19 protein-coding genes are annotated in these 18,985 nt (G+C 58.5%); 12 read left to right on the forward strand and 7 right to left on the reverse strand.

Annotated features, from left to right (window positions below; genetic code table 11):
- Positions 1-2 precede the first annotated feature (2 nt).
- Entirely contained in the window at positions 3-266 is a 264-nt protein-coding gene (locus BK665_RS04985) for a DUF4404 family protein (protein WP_123403432.1), read from the reverse strand.
- Positions 267-381: 115 nt separating this feature from the next.
- The gene (gene pcrP / locus BK665_RS04990; RefSeq protein ID WP_123403434.1) at positions 382-1,002 is read right to left on the reverse strand and encodes an HAD superfamily inactivated hydrolase PcrP; all 621 of its coding nucleotides are present in this window, start codon (positions 1,000-1,002) and stop codon (positions 382-384) included.
- A gap of 199 nt (positions 1,003-1,201) precedes the next feature.
- Here pcrP and BK665_RS04995 point away from each other — a divergent pair, with 199 nt between their 5' ends.
- The gene (locus BK665_RS04995; RefSeq protein WP_123403436.1) at positions 1,202-1,891 is read left to right on the forward strand and encodes an MlaA family lipoprotein; all 690 of its coding nucleotides are present in this window, start codon (positions 1,202-1,204) and stop codon (positions 1,889-1,891) included.
- Between the two features lie 61 nt (positions 1,892-1,952).
- On the opposite strand, the gene BK665_RS05000 is transcribed toward BK665_RS04995, so the two are convergent.
- On the reverse strand, positions 1,953-2,252 hold the full coding sequence (locus tag BK665_RS05000; RefSeq protein WP_123403438.1) for a PilZ domain-containing protein: 300 nt from the start codon (positions 2,250-2,252) through the stop codon (positions 1,953-1,955).
- Between the two features lie 276 nt (positions 2,253-2,528).
- Between BK665_RS05000 and rssB the strand changes: the two genes are divergently transcribed.
- Both rssB and rssC read left to right on the forward strand, forming a co-directional pair.
- Entirely contained in the window at positions 2,529-3,710 is a 1,182-nt protein-coding gene (gene rssB / locus BK665_RS05005) for a two-component system response regulator RssB (RefSeq protein ID WP_123403440.1), read from the forward strand.
- Positions 3,710-4,192, forward strand: a complete 483-nt coding sequence (gene rssC / locus BK665_RS05010) for an anti-sigma factor antagonist RssC (RefSeq protein WP_123403442.1) — start codon at positions 3,710-3,712, stop codon at positions 4,190-4,192. The genes rssB and rssC overlap by 1 nt, the downstream gene beginning before the upstream one ends.
- Before the next feature lie 184 nt (positions 4,193-4,376).
- Here the strand turns inward: rssC and tal are convergent, their stop codons facing one another.
- Positions 4,377-5,303 carry a transaldolase gene (tal, locus tag BK665_RS05015; protein ID WP_123403444.1) on the reverse strand — a complete coding sequence of 309 codons (927 nt, stop codon included), beginning with the start codon at positions 5,301-5,303 and terminating at the stop codon, positions 4,377-4,379.
- A 186-nt stretch (positions 5,304-5,489) separates the two neighbouring features.
- Positions 5,490-6,431, reverse strand: coding sequence for a glycosyl hydrolase family 5 (locus BK665_RS05020; protein WP_123403446.1), 942 nt, complete (start codon positions 6,429-6,431; stop codon positions 5,490-5,492).
- 299 nt (positions 6,432-6,730) lie between these two features.
- Between BK665_RS05020 and BK665_RS05025 the strand changes: the two genes are divergently transcribed.
- Genes BK665_RS05025 through BK665_RS05060 form a run of 8 tightly spaced genes read left to right on the forward strand, consistent with a single transcriptional unit; the run spans position 6,731 to position 16,233 of the window.
- Positions 6,731-7,171: a low molecular weight protein-tyrosine-phosphatase gene (locus BK665_RS05025; RefSeq protein ID WP_123403448.1), complete on the forward strand. Its 441-nt coding sequence runs from the start codon at positions 6,731-6,733 to the stop codon at positions 7,169-7,171.
- 39 nt (positions 7,172-7,210) lie between these two features.
- Positions 7,211-9,430 (forward strand): polysaccharide biosynthesis tyrosine autokinase, encoded by a 2,220-nt coding sequence (locus tag BK665_RS05030; protein ID WP_123403450.1) that lies wholly within the window; start codon positions 7,211-7,213, stop codon positions 9,428-9,430.
- Between the two features lie 39 nt (positions 9,431-9,469).
- On the forward strand, positions 9,470-10,552 hold the full coding sequence (locus BK665_RS05035) for a glycosyltransferase (protein WP_123403451.1): 1,083 nt from the start codon (positions 9,470-9,472) through the stop codon (positions 10,550-10,552).
- Between the two features lie 14 nt (positions 10,553-10,566).
- Positions 10,567-11,679, forward strand: a complete 1,113-nt coding sequence (locus BK665_RS05040; protein WP_123403452.1) for a polysaccharide pyruvyl transferase family protein — start codon at positions 10,567-10,569, stop codon at positions 11,677-11,679.
- A complete protein-coding gene (locus tag BK665_RS05045; RefSeq protein WP_123403454.1) occupies positions 11,676-12,896 on the forward strand; it encodes an MATE family efflux transporter in 1,221 nt (406 codons plus the stop codon). The genes BK665_RS05040 and BK665_RS05045 overlap by 4 nt, the downstream gene beginning before the upstream one ends.
- Positions 12,896-13,999: a hypothetical protein gene (locus tag BK665_RS05050; protein WP_123403456.1), complete on the forward strand. Its 1,104-nt coding sequence runs from the start codon at positions 12,896-12,898 to the stop codon at positions 13,997-13,999. Before BK665_RS05045 ends, BK665_RS05050 begins: the two co-directional genes overlap by 1 nt.
- A gap of 12 nt (positions 14,000-14,011) precedes the next feature.
- Positions 14,012-15,043, forward strand: coding sequence for an acyltransferase family protein (locus BK665_RS05055; RefSeq protein WP_123403458.1), 1,032 nt, complete (start codon positions 14,012-14,014; stop codon positions 15,041-15,043).
- 59 nt (positions 15,044-15,102) lie between these two features.
- On the forward strand, positions 15,103-16,233 hold the full coding sequence (locus BK665_RS05060; protein WP_123403460.1) for an SGNH/GDSL hydrolase family protein: 1,131 nt from the start codon (positions 15,103-15,105) through the stop codon (positions 16,231-16,233).
- Positions 16,234-16,348: 115 nt separating this feature from the next.
- Here BK665_RS05060 and BK665_RS05065 read toward each other — a convergent pair whose 3' ends face one another.
- On the reverse strand, positions 16,349-16,759 hold the full coding sequence (locus tag BK665_RS05065; RefSeq protein ID WP_123403462.1) for a phosphohexomutase domain-containing protein: 411 nt from the start codon (positions 16,757-16,759) through the stop codon (positions 16,349-16,351).
- Positions 16,760-16,803: 44 nt separating this feature from the next.
- Complete coding sequence (gene galU / locus BK665_RS05070; protein ID WP_123403464.1) at positions 16,804-17,637, reverse strand: UTP--glucose-1-phosphate uridylyltransferase GalU; 834 nt, start codon at positions 17,635-17,637, stop codon at positions 16,804-16,806.
- A 294-nt stretch (positions 17,638-17,931) separates the two neighbouring features.
- Here galU and galE point away from each other — a divergent pair, with 294 nt between their 5' ends.
- On the forward strand, positions 17,932-18,948 hold the full coding sequence (gene galE, locus BK665_RS05075; RefSeq protein WP_123403465.1) for a UDP-glucose 4-epimerase GalE: 1,017 nt from the start codon (positions 17,932-17,934) through the stop codon (positions 18,946-18,948).
- Positions 18,949-18,985 lie beyond the last annotated feature (37 nt).

Consider the following 18,985-nt stretch of genomic DNA (forward strand, 5'->3'; position numbering starts at 1 on the left):
GTTCAGATCCCGATATTGCCCAGTGTTTGCACGATGTTGCGCAAAGTACCGGCAATGGCGGGGTGTTCGAGTTCGAAGCGTTCGACAGCCAGGTTCACGCCATCGGCGAGGTTGGAGTCTTTGGTTTTGGTTTCCAGCTCAAGTTCGAGTTCGATCTGCTGCATCAGTGCGTGCAGGTCTTCGCGCTCGGCTTCGGACAGCGGCGGATTCTGTTCCAATTGCTCGCGCAGGGTATTGAGCTGTTCTTGCAGTTCGCGGGCAGGCATGGCGTTCTTCCTTTTATCGATAGGCACTGGCATAGACCGCGACGACACGCCAAAGGTCTATGGCTGACCTTTAGATTAATCCACTCGCGGGCAGGCTGCATGATCTCTATCAGGATCAGGGCTTTTCGCCCTTGAGTCGGCGCAGGCTGATGTCGGCCAGGCAGGTGTCGAGCTCACCGAGGTGATCGATCACCGAATGCACCCCCAAGCCAAACAGTTGCACTGTCGCCTTGCCGCGCAAGCGTTCACGGTCCTTTTGACTCAAGGCCTGCCATTCATCCGGCGCCAGCCCGCACAGCGAACCGCAGGACGCCAGGCCAATGGTCCACAGTCCGGCATTGAGCCCGGCTTGCAGCAATCGCGGTTCGCCGCTGACCAGTACGCAGCCGTCCAGGCGCTCGACATTCAGCGCCATCAAGGCCTGCCAGCAGGCGTTTGGCGCTGGCCATGGATTGATTGTTGCGGGATGTTGCGAAGGTTTGATCCACGCCGGCAAGCCAGCGGCCAGGGTTTGGCTGAGGGCAGGGGGGAGTTCATCGAGCCAGGCGCAGGGTATTTGCTGTTGTTGCAAGCTGCGCAGGCTATCGAGAGCGCCGGGAGTGACTTCGGCGTGGTCGGCGCTGGGTGCGCCGGATTGATGTGTGCGGGCGCCGAAATCCACCAGGCAACCGCTGAGGCCGAACAGTACGGCGGTCAGGCTTGGCGCGGCGATGGGCAAGGTCTCGGCATGCGGCATATCAACGTCCCTGAAATAGCGACAAGGCTAGGGTTCAACCGTGACAGTTGAGTGACATTGATGTGAATCGCTCGCAGTCGTCTCGCAACATCGACAGGCCGACTGTTAGGGAGCTGCCTAAACCGGCTTTTCCGTCTTATACTAGCCGACTTAACGCCTGGGCCAAGCGCCCGCGCCAGTACAATCCAAGGAGTTTTCTATGCGCTGGAGCAATCAACTCGCTCAGCTATGTGTGTGTGCCAGCGTATTGCTGGTTCCGTTTGCTGCCCAGGCAGCATCGGAAGATGATCCTTGGGAAAGCGTCAACCGCCCGATCTACCAGTTTAACGACTTCGTTGATACCTACGCGCTCAAGCCCATTGCCCAGGGTTATGAGTTCGTGACGCCGCAGTTCCTGGAAGATGGTATCCACAACATGTTCCGCAACGTCGGTGATGTCACCAACCTTGCCAACAACGTGTTGCAGGCCAAACCGGCGGCGGCTGGTGTCGACACCGCGCGCCTGATCTTCAACACCACCTTCGGCTTGCTGGGCTTCTTCGATGTGGGCACCAAGATGGGCCTGCAACGCAGCGACGAAGACTTCGGCCAGACCCTCGGTTACTGGGGTGTCGGCAGCGGTCCGTACGTGATGCTGCCATTGCTCGGCCCCAGCACCCTGCGTGATGCGCCGTCCAAGTTCGTCGACAGCTACACCGGCCCGTACCGTTACATCAACGACGTGCCGGTGCGTAACTCGATCTTCGGCCTGAACATCGTCGATACCCGCGCCAGCCTGTTGTCGGCCGAGAAGTTGATCAACGGTGACAAGTACATCTTCATCCGCAATGCCTACCTGCAAAACCGCGAATTCAAGGTCAAGGACGGCCACGTCGAAGACGATTTCTGATTCAGCGCGGTAAAACGAAGAAGGCGGCCCTCGGGCCGCCTTCTTTGCGTCTGAATCTGGTTTATTTCATCTTCAAGATTGTAAGCCCGAGTTTCTGGCTGCCACCGTCCTGTTCCTTCACCCAGACCACTTCGGTGTCGGCCTCAAGCCCTTTGAGCGCCGTGTGATCGGAATCGATCCGCACGCTGAGCCGGTCTCCAACCTTGAACAAACGCGGTGCCTCAACCTGCATGCCACTGCTGGAAAGGTCGATGCAGACGGCTGCAACCTCATCGCCCTCGTGAATCAGCGAGACATCGGCATCGACCCGCATGCGGATGAAATCGCGCTTTTCGCTGTAGTCTCGATCGGTTTGACTCATGGGCTCGATCCTTCCATTGGGTTACGGTTTTGCCTGTTCTTATAACTCCCGGTGATTTGAGAAGTAAAGACGTCAAGCGACCATCGGCGTGAGCTTGAAACGCCTCGCGGATGGGAGTACCGTCTGCGCCTTAGAAGGGCACCTCTGGTGGACCTGTGTGTCGGGCAAACGCTCGAAAACAGTGCAACAGAGAGGCTAGAAAGCGAATCCAGTAGTGTGAGCCGGGATAAAACCCGTGCCTGCTACGCCAACCTAATTCTGGCGCCGTTTGCCCACATGCCAAAAACCAGTGCCACGCTGCTGATAATCGATGATGACGAAGTAGTGCGCGCGAGCCTCGCCGCCTATTTGGAAGACAGTGGTTTCAGTGTCCTGCAAGCCAGCAATGGCCAGCAGGGTCTTCAGGTATTCGAGCAAGACAAGCCCGAGTTGGTCATCTGCGATCTGCGCATGCCGCAGATGGGCGGGCTCGAACTCATTCGTCAGGTCACCGAGCTGTCGCCGCAAACCCCGGTCATCGTGGTGTCGGGTGCCGGCGTGATGAACGATGCGGTCGAGGCCCTGCGCCTGGGCGCGGCGGACTACCTGATCAAGCCCCTCGAAGATCTGGCCGTGCTCGAGCACTCCGTGCGCCGGGCCCTGGATCGCGCGCGGCTGCTGCTGGAAAACCAGCGTTACCGCGACAAGCTTGAAAAGGCCAACCGCGAACTCGAAGCCAGCCTGAACCTGCTCCAGGAAGACCAGAACGCCGGTCGCCAGGTGCAGATGAACATGCTGCCGGTCAGTCCCTGGACGATCGACGAGTTCCAGTTTGCTCACCAGATCATCCCGTCGCTGTACCTGTCGGGTGATTTCGTTGACTACTTTAGGGTCGACGAGCGTCGGGTAGCCTTTTACCTGGCGGATGTTTCCGGGCATGGCGCCTCTTCAGCCTTCGTCACCGTGCTGCTGAAGTTCATGACCACGCGCTTGCTGTTCGAATCCAAGCGCAACGGCACATTGCCGGAATTCAAGCCTTCTGAGGTGCTTGGTCATATCAACCGAGGCCTGATCAGTTGTAAGCTGGGTAAACACGTCACAATGGTCGGTGGTGTCATCGACGAGGAGACAGGTTTGTTGACCTATAGCATCGGCGGTCATTTGCCGTTGCCTGTGTTGTACACGCCCGACAGTGTTCGTTATCTGGAAGGCCGTGGCCTGCCGGTGGGCCTCTTCAATGAAGCCACCTACGAAGACCACGTGATGGAGTTGCCGCCGACCTTCAGCCTGACGCTGATGTCCGACGGCATTCTGGACCTCTTGCCAGAACCTACACTCAAAGAGAAAGAAGCGGCGTTGCCCCAACGGGTCAAGGCTGCGGGCGGCACCCTGGATGGGCTGCGGCAGGTTTTTGGATTGGCCACGCTTGGGGAGATGCCGGATGATATCGCCCTGTTGGTGTTGAGCAGGAATCTTTAATGAGTACCGGTAGAATCCAGTTCGCCGAGCAGGACGGCACCTTCGTCCTGAAGTTCGTCGGTGAAGTTCGCCTGACCCTGTGTTCGGCGTTGGATGCGACTATTGAGCGGATCTTCACGGCGTTGAACTTCAACGCGATCGTGATCGACCTGACCGAAACCCGCAGCATCGACAGCACTACGTTGGGCCTGCTGGCCAAACTGTCGATCCTGTCGCGGCAGAAGGTCGGCTTGCTGCCGACCGTGGTCACCACCCACGAAGACATCACCCGTCTGCTGCAGTCCATGGGCTTCGAGCAAGTGTTCAACATCGTTGACCGCCCGATCCCATGCCCTGAGTGCCTGACCGACCTGCCAGACCAGGATCAGTCCGAGGAAATCGTGCGGATCAAAGTCCTTGAAGCGCACAAGATCCTCATGGGGCTGAACGACTCCAATCGTGAAGCATTCCATGACCTGGTGAATGCGCTGGAGCGGCACTGATCCCGAGCAATTCCCTTGTGGGAGCGGGCTTGCTCGCGAAAGCGGTGTATCAGCCAGCATAGATGTTGACTGACCCACCGCTTTCGCGAGCAAGCCCGCTCCCACATTGGTCAAGCGGCGAATTCAACGCACAAAAAAGGGCGAACCCACCGGGTTCGCCCTTTTTGCATTGCGCCGAACTAAATCACAGCTTGGCTTGCAGCAACGCCTCGAGCTTTTCCTGATCGCGAGCAAACTGACGAATACCTTCCGCCAGTTTCTCGGTCGCCATCGCGTCTTCGTTGGACAACCAACGGAACTGCGCTTCGTTCAGGCTCAGACGTGCTTCGCCGGCGTGCCCTGGCGCCAGTTTGCGCTCCAGCTTGCCGTTGTCCGCCGCCAGTTTCTCCAGCAGGTCCGGGCTGATGGTCAGGCGATCGCAACCAGCCAGTTGCTCGATCTGATTCAGGTTACGGAAGCTCGCGCCCATTACCACGGTTTTGTAGTCGTTGGCCTTGTAGTAGTTGTAGATGCGGGTCACCGACTGCACGCCCGGATCATCCGCGCCGGTGTAGTCGTTGCCGTTAGCCTTCTTGTACCAGTCGTAGATGCGGCCCACGAACGGCGAAATCAGGAATACGCCAGCATCAGCGCAAGCAGCGGCTTGAGCGAAGGAGAACAGCAGGGTCAGGTTGGTCTGGATGCCTTCCTTTTCAAGGATCTCGGCGGCGCGGATGCCTTCCCAGGTGGAGGCGATCTTGATCAGTACGCGGTCGCGGCCAATGCCAGCCTTGTCGTACAGCTCGATCAGACGGTGCGCGCGCTTCAATACGGCGTCAGTGTCGAACGAAAGACGTGCATCCACTTCGGTGGAAATACGGCCAGGGACCACTTTGAGAATTTCTTGACCCACCGCGACGCCAAAACGGTCGCTGGCCAGGCCCACATCGCCCTTGCAGTCATGAACGCAAGCGTTCAGCAGCTCGGCGTAGCCGGGAATGGCCGCCGCTTTGAGCAGCAGGGAAGGGTTGGTGGTAGCGTCCACGGGTTTAACGCGAGCGATTGCTTCGAAGTCGCCGGTATCGGCAACGACGGTAGTGATTTGTTTGAGTTGTTCCAGCTTGGAAGTCATGGGCGTGCTCTGTCCTATGGGTCTGATGACATTACCCGAGCGCTGACAGCCACTCAAGGGCGGGTGTGCGTATCGATGGCCCCAATGGCAACATCCTGAAAACAGGTGTTTGAATGGCGGGGCGTGGTATCGGTAAATACGATGCCTGAATCGGGCACAGGTTCAAAGCAACTGACCGTTGACGGTCTACTTCGCATTGAGCAGCGTCCTGACCGCCGTTTCCGCCGGCTTCGGTTGACCATCAGCGGTCAGCAGGCCGAAATTCTTCTCCCGATCGTTGCCGCCCGAATCGCTGTTCTTCCATTCATAAAGCGACGTCAGCGCGATATTCAGTTTCTCGACGTCGGAAATGAACGCGCCGACTTTGCTGGCCTGCCCGTCGACCCCACCGTTGGACCCGAGCGCCGACACCCCCCACTCGCTGATCACCCCCGGCAAATGAAAGTTCTGCTGGATGAACGCCTGGGCCGTGGTGATCTGGGCCGCGGACAAGCCATAGGGATGATAGGAAATCGCGCTGAGGCATTTGGGGTATTCACTGACAATCCGGTTCAGGGCCACCGTGGACTCGGAGCCCGCACTCGGCGCTTTTGCGAAGCCGAAGCCGATCAATGGCGTGGTTTGCGCCTTCGATCCCAAGGAATGGCACATGGCGCTCATGAACGGCACGAAGGTGGTCTCGAAGTTGCCGGTCGGCCAGTACTTGTCCAGGTCCGGCTCATTCCAGATTTCAATCGCCACCAACTGTGTGCGGTAGGACTGTTCCAGGGCGAGCACCGACTTGGCGAACAGTGCGCCTTGCGCCGCCAGCTCGCTGGCCTTGCCGAGCGGCTCGGTGGCGCGAACGGTCATCAACACGGGTAATCCGGCGGCCTTGGCGACGGCGAACGCGTCGCTGATCTGCTTTTGATAGGCCGAAACATCCAGGTTTTCTGTCCATACGCCAAAACGCACGAAGCCGAACCCTGCCGTTTTGATTTGCCTGGCATCGGCGGGGGTGAAGTTCTGGATCTTGACCTGGACCCCGAAGGTTTTGTCGGTCAGGGCGGGGAACAGTTGGCTGGCGTGAACCTGACTGGCGCTACAGAGCATCAGTAGCGTGGAGGCGGCAAGGCGTTTGCACTGCATGGCGAATTCCCTCTCGTTGAGTTGGAAATAACATTGATTATTGGTTTTTTACGGCTATTAGTTCGATAACCATTAAGTTGCTAAGTGCACGACTGTTATGTTTTGTCGGAAAGCCCATGTTAGAAAACGTTCGTTATTTTTGGTCCGGCTATTGTGGTTGGGTGGCTTTTGACTGTCGTGGTACTTAATACGCTTGTATTTGCAAGGCTGATCCGTTTCTGAGTGCGGGATGAACCCGTGGGTTCACGCTAATCCCCACGACGCATTGGTTGATTCGACATTACACGGGAAGCGTTGCCTTGTTCAGAAAGATCCTTGTCGTCTGCGTGGGCAATATCTGCCGAAGCCCTACCGCAGAACTGTTGCTGCGAAATGCATTGGCCTCTTCCTCCATCGCTGTGACCTCGGCGGGCCTGAGCGCTCGCGTTGGCGAAGCCATGGAGCCGGCGGCGCGCCAAGTGCTGGAAGAGCGTGGGCATAGCGCCCAAGGGTTTAAAGCACAACAAATAACCCCGGATATCGTCAATGACTCAGACCTGATTCTGGTCATGGAAAAAGAGCATGTAAAACAAGTGCTGAAGATGGCATCCCACGCCAGGGGCAAAGTGTTTCTTCTCGGCAAGTGGCAGGGTGAGCGAGAAATACAGGACCCGTATCGTCAAGGAAAAGCAGCTTTTATTCATGCCCATGCATTGATTGAAGATGCTGTTTGCTCATGGGCGCAGCGCCTGGGGCATTGATGAATAATTTTCAGATCAGTAAAGGGTAAGAACCCACTTATGCAGTTACCGTCAGTAGTCGGCACCCGGGACAACGAGCGAGATGATATTGATCTTCTCGGTATATTCGGCAGTTTAATTGATCAGAAATGGTTGATCGGCACGCTCACCGGGGCATTTATGCTGACCGGCGTGGCTTATGCGATTTTAGCGACGCCGGTGTACCTGGCGAACGCCGTGGTCCAGGTCGAACCGAAAAAGAACGACATGCTCGGTTTCTCCGATCTCAATAGCATGCTCAACGGACAATCACCGTCGGTGACCGAGATCGGCATCATCAAGTCGCGGGCGGTGATCGGTAAAACCGTCGACGACCTGCACCTGGACATCGACGTCACGCCCAACACCTTCCCGTTCATTGGCGGCTTCCTGGCCCGACGCTACAAGGGCGACGCCGTGGCACCGCCGCGTTTGGGCCTGAACAGCTACGCCTGGGGCGGTGAACGTCTGGAGATCGCCCGGCTCAACCTGCCGGAAGAGCTATTGGGCAAGAAATTGACCTTGGTGGCCGCCGAGCAGCAGCGCTTCCAACTGTTCGACGACAACGACAATCTGCTGGTGGAAGGCGTCGCGGGCGAAGGCTTTGCGCAAAACGGCGTCGAGGGGCGGATCGCCGAATTGAAGGCCAACCCCGGCACCCGTTTCGAAGTGGTGCGCAGCCCGAGAATCGTCACCATCCTCGATTATCAGGATGACCTGGATGTGTCCGAGCAAGGCAAGGAGTCAGGCATCATTCGCCTGGCCCTGGCCAGCCCTGACCACGCCCAGGCTGTGAAAATCCTCAATAAGGTTGCCTCGTTGTATGTGCAGCAAAACGTCGAGCGCACCTCGGCGGAAGCGGCGCAAAGCCTGGATTTCCTGCAAGGCCAACTGCCCCAGGTCAAGAAGGATCTGATCAAGGCCAGCGAGGCGCTCAACCGTTATCAAACTCGCGGCAAGACGGTCAATATTTCCCTCGAAACCCAATCGGTGCTGGAACAGATTGTCACCCTCGCCACGCGTATTTCCGAGTTGAAGCTGCAACAGGCGGAACTGGATCGCAAGTTCACCAAGCAGCATCCGGTCTATCGCGCCCTGATGGCGCAGATCGGCGAATTGACCCAGCAGCAGCGGAGCCTGGAGAGCAAGGTCCAGGACCTGCCCGCCACGCAACAGGAATTGCTGAACCTGACCCGCGATGTGGAAGTGGCGTCGCAGATCTACACGCAACTGCTGAACAAGTCCCAGGAGCTGGATATCGTCCGGGCCGGGGCGGTGGGCAATGCGCGGCTGATCGATGCCGCCGACGTGGACAAGACCACTCCTGTCAAACCGCGCAAGGCGTTGATCGTGCTGATTGCGACCTTCCTCGGCGGGTTTGTCGGCGTCGCCCTGGTGCTGGTGCGCAAATCCCTGAGTCGCGGTTTGGAAGGGCCGGAAGCCATTGAGCAACTCGGCTTGCCGGTCTACGCGTCGATTCCCTACAGCGTGTTGCAACAGGAAGAGGACAGTAAAAAGCTGCGCCTTAGCGACGAGTCGCGGCGCCAGGCGTTCCTGTTGGCCCTGCGCAACCCTACCGACCTGTCGATCGAATCGATCCGCAGTCTGCGCACCTGCCTGCACTTCGCCGGGCTGGACTCGACCAACAATCGCATCATGATTTCCGGCCCGAGCCCGCAGGTCGGCAAGACCTTCGTCTCGTCCAACCTCGCGGCGGTCATGGCCCAGAGCGGGCAGCGGGTGGTGTTGATCGATGCCGACATGCGCAAAGGGCATCTGCACAAGACGCTTAATACGCCGATCACCAATGGCTTGTCCGACCTGTTGGTCAAGCGTTGCAGCATCGAGCAGGGCATCCATGAAACCGAGGTCGAGAACCTGCATTTCATCAGCCGTGGCCAAGTCCCGCCCAACCCGTCAGAACTGTTGATGCACGCCAACTTCCGCGACCTGCTGGCGCAACTCAGCGAGTTGTATGACGTGGTGATCATCGACACGCCGCCATTACTGGCAGTGACCGACGCCGCAATCGTCGGTCGGGAAGCAGCGATCAGCCTGATCGTCACCCGCTTCGGTGTGAACCCCGCCAAGGAGATTGAACTGACGATCCGGCGATTCGCCCAGAACGGAATCCAGTTGAAAGGCGCGGTGTTCAACGGCGTCGAGAAGCGTGCCGCGAGCTACTACGGCAATGGCGGGTACGGCAACTACAACTACGAGTATGCGTCCGACAAGGCTTGATTCGGCGATGGTTATTACCTGCATGGAAATGGGTGGATTGTGAAAAAAATACTGCATGTGGCCGAGACGATTAAGGGTGGTGTGGCCACCGTTATCCGCACGATTTCGGCGCCACCTGAGGGCGAGGCCGGCAACTATGAACTGGTGTACCTGATCCCGTTCGATCAGAAAAAAGAGCTGCACGGCATTGATGAAAAACAGATCAAGACGTTCGACCGGACCAAGCGCGATGTGCGCTCGCTGCTGCGCTTCGCCTGGCAACTGGGCCGTTTGATCCTCAAGGAAAAACCCGATGTGGTGCATTTGCACAGCACCTTTTCCGGGGTCATTGGCCGCGTGGTCTGCGTGCTGCTGCGGCCATGGCGCTCGCCGAAAATCGTCTACTGCCCCCATGCCTTTTCATTTCTGATGGAGAGTTCGCCGGCCAAGCAGAAAGTCTATTCGCTGATCGAGCGGCTGCTGCAGAAGGTCACCGACCGGATCATTTGCGTCAGTCAGTTCGAACTGGATAAAGCCGCGCAGTTCGGCATCGACCGCCGACGCATGACCTTGATCTACAACGGCATCCCTTACAAAAGCGATGAGCCGAAAACCGCCGATCAAGCGCCGATCCATTTGCTGTTTGTGGGGCGGCTCGACTATCAGAAAGGCTTTGACGTCTTGCTCAAGGGCTTTGCTGGCGTCCAGCGTACCGACCTGAAACTGACGGTGGTGGGCAGTGCGGTCAACGAGGAAACGGTCGAGTGCCCGGTGATGGACGGGGTCGAGTACGTCCCCTGGGTGACGCCGGCGGAGGTGCATGCGCTGTATCAGGCGGCGGATGCGCTGATTGTTCCCAGTCGTTGGGAAGGCTTTGCCATGGTGCCGCTGGAAGGCATGGCCCTGGGGCTGCCGGTGATTGCCAGTGACTGCACGTCCTTGCCCGAATTGGTCACCCACGGCGTGACCGGTTTCGTCTTTCCCTCCGGCGATCACCAGGCCCTGACCAACGTACTCGTGAACATCGATAAGCCACGCTTGCAACTGCTCGGCGCCCAGGGGCGGCAGAAGGTCCGCGAGCGGTTCAGTGCCACGTTGATGATCCAGCAAACCTACGACGTGTATTCCGCTCCCTCTTATTAAGTAGATATCCGCTTATGAACGTAACTATTTTGCATGGCTACAGCGCCTCCAACTCCGGTGATGGCCTGCTCGTGGACCTGGCCATCGCCCTGGTGCTGCGCAACTTTGGCGCCGACACCTCGATCAACGTCGTGGCCTCGGACCCCAAATCCTTCAGTTACTTGCCGTACAAGCGCTATGACGCGCCGGTGATGGCGGCCAAGGGCCTGGGCCGGGTCAGGCAAGCGCTGTTCCTCAATCAGTCCTACGCCGGGCTTGCGGACCTGTTGAGTTCGAGTGACTTGATCGTCGGGGTCGGCGGCGGTTACATGCGCTCCAAAAGTGCCTTCGAACACATCAAGTTGAAGCTGGGGCACGCCAAGCAACTGGAAACGGCGATCCAGAGCAAAGTGCCGTCGGTGTACCTGCCGCAGAGCATCGGTCCGTTCCACGGTGAGGGCAGCAGGATCGTCGAGCATTACGCCCAGGCCGATGCGGTGTTTGTGCGGGACAACCGCTCCTCGGAGATTTTCGGCACCCACGAAAATGTCTACCGCGCCCCGGATCTGGCGGTGCAGGCCCTGGCCAGCAAGATTCTCCAGCAACCCAAGTTCACCCGTTGCGCGTCGACGCCGGCGACGGTCTGCGTGGTGCTGCGCAAACCGCCGGCGTGGAGCAAGGAAAAGAAAGTCGCCTACGTGGCCAACCTGAAACGGCTGCTGCAGCGCTTGAAGAACAAAAGCAAAGTGGTGTGCGCGGTGCAGAGCGCGGTGCGCGGCAACGATGACGGCGCGTTCTATCGCGAGCTGGGCATCACCGAGGATTTGCTGCCGTTGAAGGCGACCCTGGCCAAATATCAACCGGACCTGGTGATTTCCGTGCGCCTGCACGGCGCCATCGAATCGCTGCTGGCAGGCGTTCCGGCGTTCCATATCAGCTACGAGCGCAAGGGCTTCGGCGCCTATCAGGACATGGGCGTGGAAGACTGGGTGATCAACGGCGGCGACATCAATGTCGACACCATCATCGATACCGTTTACGCACCGAATGCCTTGTCCCGATTTGGCCAGCGATTGACAGACACCTGCCGGGAAATCGAAGCCAAGACCCTGGTCATGGACGGGATCATCAAGGGCATTGTTCGATGATATTCCGGCTACTGCTGCGGGGCGGGGCGTTAGGCGCGAAGTTCCTGCTGGTGTTGGCCATCACCCATTACCTGGGCTATGACGCCTTGGGGTTCTACGGCGTGGTGGTGGCGGCCTCGTTGATTGCGTCGAAGTTCTACAGCGTCGGGTTCAGTTCCGAGATCAATCGGCTAATCAGCGTGGGCCGCAGCTCACGGTTGGTGATCGACAGGGTTTTGCTGTTGTACCTGGCCGTGGGCGTGGTGTTGTCGGTGGCGACCGTCACGGTGTATTCGCTGTTCCAGGGCATCGAAGCGAGTGCCACGCTGATCCTGTGTGTGGCGTTGTTGCTGCTCACCGAGCACCTATCGTTCGAAATCAATTCCTTCGTGTTCTCCTCGCAGAAAGCCACCTGGGGCGCGTTGCTGTTCTTTATCAAGACCGGGCTCTGGGCGCTGCTGGCGCTGGGCGGGATGATGCTCGGCTGGGTGTCCGACATCGCCAGTGTGCTGTGGTTGTGGGTGGCGGCGAACGTGTTGGTGATGGTGGCCGGTTACCTGATTGTGGTGAATGTGCATCACGGGCGGGTGACCGGTGCGCTGACCACGGCTTCGGTGTGGAAGGCCGGGTTGCCGTTTTATTTGGGCACGGGCCTGATCGCGTTGAGTCAGTACGCCGAGCGCTTCCTGATTATCGACCTCGAGCCCTACGCCAGCCTGGGTAAATACGTTTACGCCTGGTCGGCGGCCAACACCTTGCAAGCGTTGTCCTACGCGGTGGTGGCGGTGGTGGGCATTCCGGTGCTCGCCAAGCGTTATCAGAGTGATCAGCAGCCGCTGACGTGGCGGCAGTTGTTCGTGAATAAGTGGGTGATGCGCGCACTCGTGGTGTCCGCCGGCGTGGCGCTGATGATTTTTCTGTTCTTCAATGTTGTGCTCGATTACGTCGCGACTTCGGTGCCGCGTCCGGATAACGACCTCCTCGCCGTGCTGATTTTTTCCTTCGCCTTGCGCGCTGTTGGCGACATCGTTTGGGGCGGGTTGATCGCCTCGAAAAACAGCCGGGTGTCATTGGCTAGCGCAGCGGTTTGCCTGATGGTTTCCCTGCCGGTCAGCTACCTGCTGATCAAGCAGTACTCGATTTATGGCGCGGCCTGGGGCAACGTCTTTTCGATCACTGTGCAACTGGGCGTCATTGCCTTGCTGACTCGGTTCGCCCGGGTGAAGGTGACCGCGTAATGGCGCTGAAACTGCCCTCCATCGAGTTTCGCGGCAGAAAACTCGACTCGTATATCTCGTTCCTGATTCTGTTCACCGGCCTGTTCCTGTCGGTGGCCATGCCGTTGCTGATGCACCGCGATCCCGGCCCCGATGCCATGACGTTGTGGTCGTCCTACGCCCGCGCCGACAACTGCAATTTCTGGAACCCGTTCTCGCCGGACCGCTCGTCCTACGAGTGCTCGGCGTACCTGCTGCGACCCACCGGCATCAACCTGACCAATGCCTGGGCCTACGGCATGGCGTGCAACCTGTTCCTCACCGCCGTGCCGGTGTTGATGTTTCGGCGCATGCCGTTGACGATCTTTTTTACCCTGTGTTTGTGGGGCGTGGTGCGCTCGTTTTTCCTGGAAAACCTGACCAAGGAAATCATCGTTTCGGTGGCGATGATTTCGATTTTGCTGTTCTCGTTTTCCCGGCGTTATCGCGGCGGATTTTTCTGTTCGGCGGTGATTTACGGCGTGTTGATCCGGCCCTACTGGATCCTGTTTTCCCTGGCCTGGTTCGGCGTGTGCGTGATGAAGAAGTACGTGTCGCGGATGACCTTCTTCCTGATGCTGTTCCTGTTCTACCTGGCCATCGCCACCGCCATTCAATTGGTGGTCGGTTATTCGGTGTCGTCGATTCGCGCCAGCAACAACGAGCTGCGCACGGCGGGCGAGGAGGGCTCGAAGTCGCTGATCGTGTCCTGGATCAGTGGCGGTGACTTCGTGTCCCAAGCGCTGGACTCGATGAGCATCTTCTTCCGGCTGTCGTTTCCGGTGGAGCTGATCCTGCTCTCGGGCCTGGGCCAGATCATCTTCGTGGTGTTGATGATGATGACGTCTTTGCTGATGTTTCGAATGATCACCTCAAGTGATTACAAGGGCGTGCGCATCGACACCAAGGTCAAGGAACTGATCGCCATTCCCCTGTCCTTTCTGCTGGTGCAGGGCTTGTTCGAACCGGACTTCGGGTCCTTCGCCCGGCATTTTTCCATGGTGGTGCCGGTGCTGTTCATGGGCCTGGGTTTGCAGTTGCGCGCAAAGAAACCTGTGCTGGTTGAATCAAGAATCCTGAGCTGAGGTTTGTGCTTTATGTCGAGCAAGAAGAAGTCGCTGGAGATCGAAACCCTGCGCGGCCTGGCCTGCCTGTTGCTGGTGCTTTATCACGTGATCGGGCCGCTGGGTGGCGGCTTGAAAATAGACGTGGGTTCGCCGTTCCGGGTGATCGCCGACTCGATGGTGTACGTGCGCATGCCGCTGTTCACCTTTATCTCGGGCTATATCTATTCCCTGTACAAAATTCGCGGCAATGACTTCCAGGCCTACGTGAGCGGCAAGGTCCGGCGGCTGATCGTGCCGTTGTTTTGCGTGGGGGTGCCGTTCTCGGTGCTGCAAGCGGTCGGGCCCGGGGTGAACAAGGACGTTGGTGTGATCGATGCGCTGTTGTCGTTCTATATCCCGGTCAACCACTTCTGGTTTTTGCAGGCGGTGTTCATCATTTTCATGTTTGTCGGGCTGCTGGAATGGCGCGGCCTGTTGCAGACCATGACGCGCCAGTACCTGTTGCTGGCGTTTGCGGCGGCGGTGTTTTTGTTGCCGCCGTTTGCGGTGGATGCGTTCGGTATCAACGGCGCGGTGTATCTGTTGCCGTTTTTTGTGCTGGGGATGATTGGCCACGAAAAGGTCAGCGAGATCCGGCAAACATTCAGGGTGATCGGGCCGTTGGTGTTCGTGTTGATATCGGCAGTGCTGTTGTATGTGGCGACGGTGGATCGTGGATTGATCGTCGATCGCCGCAGCCTGGTCGGGTTGCTGGTAGGGTGTGTGTCTTGCCTGGCGCTGCTGTCGAGTAACCTGCAGGCGCGTTGGCTGATTTGGCTCGGCGGTTATTCCTACGCAATCTTCCTGTTTCATGTGCTGTTTGCCGCCACTTCTCGAGCCGTGCTGGGGCGTTTAGGGATCAACGATGAGAGCGTTCTGGTGCTCAGCGGCGTGACCTGTGGTTTGTTGGGGCCGGTACTGTTGTCGAGTATTTTCAGCCGCTTCAGCATCACCTCCGTGCTGTTTCTGGGCGAGCGGGCCACGCGTAAAAAGCCGCCGGTTTCCGCCATTCCAGTCAGCTAAGCCGAATGCGATCTGTAGGGGCGCAATCCTGATGATTGATTTGATAAAGGACATATCGCGTGGTTGCAGTTGATGATGTGCGTCCCGTAGCGGCGTCGGTGATCGAAGTCGGTGACGCTCGCGAGCGCTTTGCGCAATGGCGCGAAGGCAAGGCGGGGAAGGTGTTGGCCATCTCGGTGATCGGCGACAGCTATAGCGCCGGGCAGGATTTTTACTTGAACAAGCTTGTTCAGCGGCTCACCCACAAAGCGGGTTTTGCCGGGCCGGGCTACGTCGGCTTCAACCACGGCGCGGCGCTTGGTGGCACCCACTACAAATACACCCGCAGCAGTGAAAAGTATTTTGGCGGTGATTGGGCCGTGTCCGGGCTTGGCCAGGCCAGCCCGGACAGTCGCACTATCACGGGCCGGCCCGGCGCTTATCTGGAAATCGATGCCCACCCGACGCCAGCCGTGGACACGTCCATTGCTCAGGCGAAATTGCTCTACCTGGGGGACGGCAAATCCAGCGAGGTGCGCTATCGCTGGACGGCATCAGACACTTGGCATTCATTGAAACTCGACGGCTCAGGTGCTCAGGAAGTCCAGTTGCCCGGGTTTTCTCGGCAGCCTGAGTGGGCGTTTCGCCTGGAAGTGGTCAAAGGCGCGCCAACCCTGTTTGGCTTGTGGATGAGCAATCAGCAGGGCGGCGTCAGGGTGTCCAAGCTCGCGGCTTCCGGGGCGTCATCCGCGGATTTCTATCACAGCGATGCTCAGTGGCAGGCGCAGTGGAAAGCGGTGGTGGCGAAGATTCCAGCGGATATTTACCTGATCATGCTGGGCGGCAACGACCAGGGTTTTGGGGTGAAACCGCAAGCCTATCTGCAGAACATTCAAGGCCTGGTGCGGATGGTGCGCGAGGTTCACCCCAAGGCGAGCATCAACCTGATCCTGCGTCAGGACACCACGCGGTCGAGTGCTTATCCGATGTCGGCTTATGCCCAAGTGCTGGCGCCCTGGGCGCGCAGTGAACATTTGGGCTACGCGAATATGCAGTGCGCGTTTGGTGCCGACGTCAAACGGTATGCGCTGGGCGGGGCGGCCCCGATGATCGGGCCGGACAAGATTCACCCCATTCCCGGGTCGGGCGGGCGGGTGATTGCGGATTACCTCTATAGCCTGATCGTCGCGCCGCAGAACACCTGCCAGTGAGCTGAAACACAAAACCTGTAGGAGCGAGGCTTGCCCGCGAAAGCGTCATGTCAGTCAACATCAAGTCGCCTGACACACCGCTTTCGCGAGCAAGCCCGCTCCCACAGGTTCGACCTCAGCGCATGCCTTTCTCGAAGTGCTCCAACTGACTCAACAACTCCGCCGTCTTGAGCGGCATCAACTGCGCATCACACCGTGTTTCCACGGTAATCACGATAGCCGGTTCGCTGCCGACAACCCGCGCCCGAAAGCGCCAGTCGCTGAAAATCACCTTCAGCCCATTACGCTCATCAACATCGAGCGCCTGTTGCGCATACAGCGCTTTGAGGTGGGCGAGGAGGGCGTCGGGATCGGGAATCGGTCGACGGATTTCCCCGGACGAAGGAAACACGCCGATGCGCTCCACCAACAGTGTGGCGCCCAGCCAGGAATCGGCCGGGGAGGGCAGCGACGGGTTCAATGACAACCAGGCCATTACCCCGACGTTGCCCTGTTCAATGTCTGCCGAGTGTTTTGCAATGTTCATGGTTGCCTGCCTGGATGAAGAGTGGATGACGGTTGAATGCCGGGTCAGAGGCCCTTGAGGTACAGGTGCTCGTAGCAGAAATTGGTCGCGTCGAGATAACCCTCGGCACCGCCGCAATCGAAGCGCAGGCCCTTGAATTTGTAAGCCAGCACGCAACCGTTTTGCGCCTGCTTCATCAGGGCATCGGTGATCTGGATCTCCCCACCTTTGCCGGGTTGGGTGTCGGCGATCAGGTCGAAGATATCCGGGGTCAGGATGTAGCGGCCGATGATCGCCAGGTTCGACGGTGCGTCGGCCGGAGCCGGTTTTTCCACCATGCTGCTGACCCGATAGACGTTATCAGCGATCAGCTCGCCGGCAATCACGCCGTACTTGTGGGTCTGGTCATGGGGCACTTCCTGAATGGCGACGATCGAGCAGCGGTATTTCTTGTAGAGCTGGATCATCTGCGCCAGAACGCCGTCGCCTTGCAGGTTCAGGCACAGGTCGTCCGCCAGCGACACGGCGAAAGGTTCATCACCGATCAATGGACGGCCGCTGAGAATCGCGTGGCCCAGGCCTTTCATTTCCACCTGGCGGGTGTAGGAGAAGGTGCAGGTTTCGATCAGCTCGCGGGTGCCGGCCAGGAATTTCTCTTTCTCGGTGCCGCGAATCTGATGTTCCAGTTCATAGCTGATGTCGAAGTGATCTTCCAGGGCTCGCTTGCCCCGGCCGGTGACAAGCGCCATGTGTTGCAGGCCGGCGTCTCGTGCTTCCTCCACCGCGTACTGGATCAGTGGCTTGTTGACGATCGGCAGCATCTCCTTGGGCATGGCTTTGGTGGCCGGCAGGAAACGCGTGCCATAACCCGCGGCAGGGAACAAACATTTACGAATCATAAAAGTATCCTGGAAGTCATTGATCGCAACCAACTACGGATATAGCGAGTGGCTGTAAATTTTTAAATAAGCGACTACTTTAATACCTGAGATGGCAATTATTGTCAGGTGCATAACAACGCAATGTTAGGAGTTGTCGGTCGGTGGTCTGTTAGTTAGTTTTCGTCGGTATCTGTTGATAGTGGTGAGCGGTTCAGAGTGCTAAATAAGTACCCGGTATGACGGTCTGGTCCAAGTCACTGTTTTGATCAGTACTGGTTATTGCGCACTTTACGACCCACTAGGGACCGCTCTATGAAGATTCTGGTAACGGGTGGCACCGGGTATATCGGTTCGCACACCACACTTGCGCTGCTTGAAGCGGGCTTTGAAGTGGTGGTGCTGGACAATCTTTGCAACAGCTCCGACGCTGCGCTGCACGCCGTTGAAGCCATTTGCGGCAAGCGCGCGCTGATGATTCATGGCGACGTCTGCGACAGGGCGTTGCTGGACCGGATTTTCCAGCAACACGCGATTGATGCGGTGCTGCACTTCGCCGGGCTCAAGGCTGTCGGCGAAAGCGTGCGCAAGCCGCTTGAATACTATGAAGCCAATGTCGGTGGCAGCATCACCCTGTGTCGGGCGATGGCTGCCGCCGGGGTGTTTCGCCTGGTGTTCAGTTCATCGGCCACGGTCTACGGCGCGCCGGAGCAGATGCCGATCAGCGAGGATGTGCCCACGGGCAGCCCGACCAATCCCTACGGCCAGTCCAAGTTGATCGTCGAGAACCTGCTGCGCGACCTGTGTGCCGCCGAGCCGCGCTGGAGCATCGCGCTGTTGCGTTACTTCAATCCGATCGGCGCCCATCACAGCGGCCACTTGGGCGAAGACCCTAATGGCATCCCGAATAACCTGGTGCCCTACATCAGCCAGGTCGCGGTGGGCAGCCTGAAAGAGTTGTCGATCTTCGGCGACGATTACCCCACGGCGGATGGCACCGGGGTGCGTGACTACATCCATGTCGTGGACCTGGCGGAGGGGCACCTGAAGGCGTTGCAGACGATTTCCCAAACCACCGGCATCAACATCTGGAACCTTGGCACGGGCGATGGCTACAGCGTGATGCAGGTGTTGCACGCGTTTGAACAGGCATCGGGGCGGCCCGTGCCTTATCGGATCTTGCCGCGCCGCGCCGGGGATGTTGCCGAGAGCCTGGCCGACCCGTCCAAGGCCGCCCGTGAACTGGGTTGGAAGGCCACCCGCGGTTTGCAACAAATGATGACCGACACCTGGCGCTGGCAATCCAATCATCCGAAGGGTTATCTCGGCTAAGTATCGATTGTGTCGAATGTTATAAAACGACAGCCAT

It is taken from the genome of Pseudomonas frederiksbergensis (assembly GCF_003732665.1).
GTDB lineage: Bacteria > Pseudomonadota > Gammaproteobacteria > Pseudomonadales > Pseudomonadaceae > Aquipseudomonas > Aquipseudomonas frederiksbergensis_G.